The 6,000-nt window shown below is 59.7% G+C and carries 6 protein-coding genes (1 of these 6 only partly in view); 2 read left to right on the top strand and 4 right to left on the bottom strand.

Annotated features, from left to right (window positions below):
• A protein-coding gene (locus ACG9DO_RS05775; RefSeq protein ID WP_394731207.1) for an ABCB family ABC transporter ATP-binding protein/permease crosses the window boundary here: on the top strand, nucleotides 1–1,159 show its 3' portion. 665 nt of this gene lie to the left of the window's left edge; the window shows 1,159 of its 1,824 coding nt (coding positions 666–1,824); the start codon falls outside the window, past its left edge; its stop codon occupies nucleotides 1,157–1,159.
• Between the two features lie 136 nt (nucleotides 1,160–1,295).
• The gene (locus tag ACG9DO_RS05770) at nucleotides 1,296–2,789 is read left to right on the top strand and encodes a SulP family inorganic anion transporter (RefSeq protein WP_394730773.1); all 1,494 of its coding nucleotides are present in this window, start codon (nucleotides 1,296–1,298) and stop codon (nucleotides 2,787–2,789) included.
• An 80-nt stretch (nucleotides 2,790–2,869) separates the two neighbouring features.
• Here the strand turns inward: ACG9DO_RS05770 and ACG9DO_RS05765 are convergent, their stop codons facing one another.
• The 4 genes from ACG9DO_RS05765 to ACG9DO_RS05750 form a co-directional block, all read right to left on the bottom strand.
• Complete coding sequence (locus ACG9DO_RS05765) at nucleotides 2,870–3,265, bottom strand: hypothetical protein (protein ID WP_394730772.1); 396 nt, start codon at nucleotides 3,263–3,265, stop codon at nucleotides 2,870–2,872.
• A gap of 109 nt (nucleotides 3,266–3,374) precedes the next feature.
• The gene (hslU, locus tag ACG9DO_RS05760; protein WP_394730771.1) at nucleotides 3,375–4,676 is read right to left on the bottom strand and encodes an ATP-dependent protease ATPase subunit HslU; all 1,302 of its coding nucleotides are present in this window, start codon (nucleotides 4,674–4,676) and stop codon (nucleotides 3,375–3,377) included.
• Between the two features lie 16 nt (nucleotides 4,677–4,692).
• Entirely contained in the window at nucleotides 4,693–5,253 is a 561-nt protein-coding gene (gene hslV, locus ACG9DO_RS05755; protein WP_394730770.1) for an ATP-dependent protease subunit HslV, read from the bottom strand.
• A gap of 56 nt (nucleotides 5,254–5,309) precedes the next feature.
• The gene (locus ACG9DO_RS05750) at nucleotides 5,310–5,795 is read right to left on the bottom strand and encodes an outer membrane protein assembly factor BamE (protein WP_394730769.1); all 486 of its coding nucleotides are present in this window, start codon (nucleotides 5,793–5,795) and stop codon (nucleotides 5,310–5,312) included.
• Nucleotides 5,796–6,000 lie beyond the last annotated feature (205 nt).

Here is a 6,000-nt window from a genome sequence, read left to right as displayed (position 1 = left end):
CGCGGTCGACTCGCTCCTCAATTATGAGACTGTGAAGTACTTCGGTGCCGAGGCCCGCGAGGAAGCACGCTATGGCGACGCTGCCACCAGCTATGCCAGAGCGGCGATCAAGTCCGAGAACTCGCTCGGCCTGCTTAACATCGCTCAGGCTGCAATCACCAACCTGCTGATGGCAGGGGCAATGGCGTACAGCGTATGGGGCTGGAGCGAAGGACGTTTTACCGTGGGCGATCTGGTGTTCGTCAACACATACTTGCTGCAGCTCTTCCGCCCGCTTGATCTGCTCGGCTTCGTCTATCGCTCGATCCGGCAGGGGCTGGTCGATATGGGCGCCATGTTCAATCTGATCGACACATCGGTAGAGGTCGAAGACAAGCCCGGTGCACCAGCTCTCCGGGTGGAGCGCGCGGCAATTCGCTTTGAGGATGTGCGTTTCCAATATGAAGACGGGCGCGAAATCTTGCGAGGCCTCAGCTTTGAAGTCCCTGCCGGATCACAAACCGCAATCGTCGGTCCTTCGGGCGCCGGAAAGAGCACCATCGCGCGCCTGCTGTTCCGGTTCTACGATCCGCAATCGGGGCGCATCTGCATCGACGGACAGGATATTGCCGAGGTCACGCAAGCAAGCCTGCGCGCGAGCATCGGCATCGTCCCGCAAGACAGCGTGCTGTTCAACGACACGCTGCGATACAATATTGCCTATGGCAGCAATTCCGCGAGCGAGGAAGACGTGCTGCGCGCCGCGCGCGATGCGGCGATCATGCCGTTCATCGAAGCGCAGCCGCTTGGGCTTGAAACCGAAGTGGGTGAACGCGGGCTCAAACTCTCAGGCGGGGAAAAGCAGCGCGTTGCGATCGCCCGAACGCTCGTCAAGAACCCGCCGATCCTGCTGCTCGATGAAGCAACCAGCGCGCTCGACAGCCGCACGGAGCAAGACATTCTTGCGACGCTGCGCCGCATTGCGGAAGATCGCACTACCATCGCGATCGCGCACCGGCTTTCCACGATCGCCGATGCCGACCAGATCCTTGTACTCGATCAGGGCCAACTCGCAGAGCGCGGGACGCATGGTGAGTTGCTCGCGCGTGGCGGACTTTATGCGGAAATGTGGGCGCGCCAGCAGGCAGAGCAGGAAAAAGAAGCTCCCGTTTCTGGCTGATAGCCGGTCTGAACACGCCTGAATAGGCGGCCGTGCGTCTTGCATTGTGGGACGCAGCAAGTATGGCGCGCCTAAACACGAACAGCGCGCCTTCCTCTCCCTCTTCGCGCGCGTATCCAGAAACGGACAAGACATCATGATCGATACAGCCGCGCTTAAACGCGACTGGCTCGCGAACCCGCGTGCTGAAATCCTGGCTGGCATAGTCGTTGCTCTTGCGCTTATTCCGGAAGCGATTGGCTTTTCCATTATCGCGGGGGTCGATCCGCGCGTGGGCCTTTATGCATCAATCACGATTGCAATAGTGATTGCCTTTACTGGCGGCAGGCCCGGGATGATTTCAGCGGCGACTGCTGCCGTGGCCGTCGTTGTCGTGCCGCTGGTGCGTGATCACGGGGTCGAGTACCTCTTTGCAGCGACGATCCTGATGGGGATTTTCCAAGCGATCGCCGCGCTCTTGCGGCTCGATCTGCTGATGCAGTTTGTCAGCCGCTCAGTCATTACCGGCTTCGTCAACGCGCTTGCGATCCTTATCTTTATGGCGCAGCTGCCGCAGCTGATCGACGTGCCGTGGATGACCTATCCGCTGGTCGCGGGCGCGCTCGCAATCATCTACCTTCTGCCCCGCGTTACAACGGCGATCCCTTCACCACTTGTTGCGATCATCGTGCTCGGCTGCATCACCATCGGGCTCGACATGGACGTGAACACCGTCAGCGACATGGGCGAGCTGCCCGAAGGCCTGCCGTTCTTCGTGATGCCAGACGTGCCGCTGACGTGGGAGACATTCACGATCATTGCGCCATACTCTGCCACCATGGCGGCGGTTGGCCTGCTGGAAAGCCTGCTGACTGCGCAGATCGTCGATGACATGACGCACACCACCAGCAACAAGCGCCGCGAGAGCGCTGGCCAGGGCGCAGCAAACATCATTACAGCCTTCTTCGGCGGGATGGGCGGCTGCGCGATGATCGGGCAATCGGTCATCAACGTGACCAGCGGCGGGCGCGGACGGCTATCGACCTTCACTGCCGGGCTTACTCTGCTGATACTGCTGTGGCTGCTCGGCCCGCTGGTGGGCCAGATCCCGATGGCAGCGCTGGTTGCGATCATGATCATGGTCAGCATCGGGACTTTCAGCTGGAATTCGATCCCCAACCTGCAAAAGCACCCATGGCAAAGCTCTGTCGTCATGGTCACGACCGTCGTGGTCGTGGTGGCGACGCATAACCTCGCGCTCGGCGTGCTTGCAGGCGTGCTGCTGTCGGGCATTTTCTTCACGCAAAAGGTGATGGGCATGTTCAGCGTCTCTCGCCACCGCGAAGGCGACACAGCCGTCTACACCGCCACCGGGCAAATCTTCTTCGCCAGTGTCGACCGCTTTACTGAAGCGCTTGGCCCGGAAAGCACGCAGCCTGATCCCGCATCGCATGTCGTGATCGATGTTTCATCTGCGCATTTCTGGGATATTTCCGCAATCGACGCGCTCGACAAAGTGGTCGAGCGGATGCGCCGCAACGGGCGAAGCGTGGAAGTTACCGGGTTGAACACCGCGAGCGCGGACCTGGTCGACAGGTTTGCCCTGACCGACAAGACCGGCGTTGAAATTGGTTTGGCCCCGCATCCTTAGTCAGGGCAGGTTTACTTCCCAACGAGCAAAAGAAAGGGCGGCACGATGGCCGCCCTTTTTGTGTCATGATGCAGAGCGGATCAGCCGGCTGCCTCAGCCTCTGCCGCGGTCGGCGTCACCGTAACTGTCTCGCCAGCATCGCTGGTCGAAGAGAAGCTGCCATCCGCCCCAGGCGCTTCATTGGTCCAGCACTCCGCTTCTTCCTGACCAGCCGCGGTGAAGCAGATCTTGCCATCAACAATTTCAGACGTGCCCTCTGTCGGATTGCCTTCCTCGTCAACACTGGTCCAGTTACCATCCGCGTCGATTGAGAAAGGGGCAGTGGCTTCACCGTAGTCGACGGTATAGTCGCCCGGCGCAACGCTGCCATCATAGGCGGCGACTTCTTCGACCGGTACTTCCTCTGTCTCTGTTTCCGCAGGTTGCGCACAGGCAGCCAGAACCAGAACAGCGCTCAGAGCGAGATATATCTTCATAGCAATTCCCCCTTCGTTAGGTGGGGGAGGCTAACACCGCTTGCGAGTCGCTCCAAACGAAGCGCTCATCCAATTGATATATAGAGCGATAAAAGAGGGGCCCGGAGCTTCACAGGATATACTTGGAAAGGTCGCTATCTCCTGCCAAATCGGTGAGCTTATCGCGCACATAGGCGGCATCGATCATCACGGTCTCACCCGCATGATCTTCCGCTTCGAAACTGATTTCCTCGAGCAGCTTTTCCATCACCGTCTGCAACCGCCGCGCGCCGATATTCTCGACGCTTTCGTTCACTTGCGCCGCGATCTTCGCGACTTCCGCAATCGCATCATCCCTGAAGTCGAGCTCGACCTTCTCCGTCCCGATGAGCGCCTTGTACTGCTGCACCAGATTGGCCCGCGTTTCGCTCAGGATGCGGACGAAGTCCTCCTCCGTCAGTGCACGCAAATTTACACGGATCGGCAAGCGGCCCTGTAATTCGGGCAGCATGTCAGACGGCTTGGCGACATGAAACGCACCTGAAGCAATGAACAGCACGTGATCGGTTTTCATCGGGCCGTGCTTGGTCGAGACTGTCGTGCCTTCGATCAGCGGCAGCAGATCGCGCTGCACGCCTTCGCGGCTGACACTGCCGCCGCGCACATCACTGACCGCGATCTTGTCGATCTCGTCGAGGAACACGATCCCGTTGGTTTCCGCATTCTGGAGCGCGACCCGGGCGACATCGTCCTGGTCCATGCGCTTTTCGGCTTCTTCATCGACCAGCTTGTCCCAGGCATCGGGGACTTTCAGCTTGCGGCGCTTGGTCGGCTTCTTGCCCATCGCCTTGCCGAACATGTCGGAGAGGTCGATCATGCCGACATTGCCGCCCATCCCGCCCATGTCGAACGGCATAGCAGGCGCTTCCTCGATATCGATTTCGACTTCAGTGTCATTCATCGCGTTCTCGACGATGCGCTCGCGGAACGCTTCGCGAGTCGCTTCAGAGGCGTTCTCGCCGACCAGCGCATTGAGTAGGCGCTCCATCGCGGCCTCGCTCGCGGCCTCGCGCACCGCTTCGCGGCGGCGGTCCTTTTCCAACCGGATCGCTTCCTCGACGAGGTCGCGCGCGATCTGTTCGACGTCGCGGCCGACATAGCCGACTTCGGTAAACTTAGTTGCCTCGACCTTCACGAACGGGGCTTCGGCGAGCTTCGCCAGCCGGCGGCTGATCTCCGTCTTGCCGCAGCCCGTGGGCCCGATCATGAGGATGTTCTTCGGCGTCACTTCTTCGCGCAGCTCCGGTCCGAGCCGCTGCCGCCGCCAGCGATTTCGCAGCGCCACGGCGACCGCCCGCTTGGCATCCTTCTGGCCAATGATATGCTCGTCGAGCGCAGCGACAATCGCCTTGGGAGTGAGATTATCTGTCATTATTGCGAAGGTTCCGTTAGACGGTTTCAATCGTCAGATTGCCATTAGTGAAAACGCAAATCTCAGCCGCAACGGCCATTGCCTTGGTTGCGATGGTTTCCGCATCTTCTTCGTAATCGGAAAGCGCGCGGGCAGCAGCGAGGGCGTAATTTCCGCCCGAACCTATTGCCGCAATGCCCCCCTCAGGCTCGAGAACGTCGCCGTTGCCGGTCAGCACCAGCAGCACATCCTTGTCTGCAACTATCATCAGCGCTTCAAGGTTGCGCAGGTATTTGTCGGTGCGCCAATCCTTGGCGAGTTCCACTGCCGCTCGCAGTAATTGGCCGCGATACTGCTCGAGCTTCTTTTCCAGCCGTTCGAACAGAGTAAACGCGTCTGCAGTCGCACCAGCAAAGCCAGCGATTACCTCGCCGCCTTCGCCGATCCGGCGAACCTTCTTTGCGTTCGGCTTCATTACCGTGTTGCCCATGGAGACCTGGCCGTCCCCCGCAATCACAGTCTTGCCATTGCGCTTTACGCCGATGATGGTGGTGCCGTGCCATTGGACAAGGCCATGCGCGTCGTTTTTATAATCCATGCCGCGGGATATGGGGTGCACTCCCCGACCGTCAAGCTGGAAGGGGCGGGTAAGCTCTACGGGCCTCCCGGACCACCTGCGCCTGCACCCGGTGCGCCGACCGTGCCGATATTGCCGAACAGGTCTTCAAGGAAACCGCGCTCACGGCCGAGGGTCGGCGTCTCATCGCCATCGGGGCGCAGATCAACGACTTGTTCCATGCCGGAACGCTCGACCGATTTCACGTTGCCCGCTTCGTCAAACTGGACGGCGAGCACAGAATGCGTGCGAATGCGCGGGCGCACGAAGGGCTTTCGGCCAGTCACGCTGGAAACATAATACCAAGTGGGTTCGCCGAACTGACTGGTAAAGGTCGGGCGTCCTAGAGTGCCTTCAACAGATTGCTTGTTGTCGATTTCCGGCTGGACCGAGGTCAGCAGCACATTATCGACCACATAGCCGCGCGATTCGCGGATCGAACTGCACCCGGCGAGCGCTGTTCCACATGCAGTCAGAACGGCAACCCTTGCTACATTCTTCCAGATCTTCTGACCTGTCGTCATAGAACCCGCCAACCTTTTCAAAAATTCGTCGAGCACTGGAACCTTTGCTCCGTCTTCAACGCTTCCTATATCACGATACACATGCCTTAAGGCGATGGAGCGCAGCTTGCAACGGCGCGCATGACCGTCGCTGGGGCAAAAGATTTGAATTGTGCCTGAACGCCAGTGGCAAGCAGGCAGGTAATGCCCAAGGAGCCCGTGCCCA

Origin of the sequence: Altererythrobacter sp. GH1-8 (assembly GCF_043702085.1) — a bacterium.
GTDB lineage: Bacteria > Pseudomonadota > Alphaproteobacteria > Sphingomonadales > Sphingomonadaceae > Erythrobacter.
Note: the sequence above shows the minus strand (reverse complement) of the source record. Positions and strands in the feature narration are given on the sequence as shown.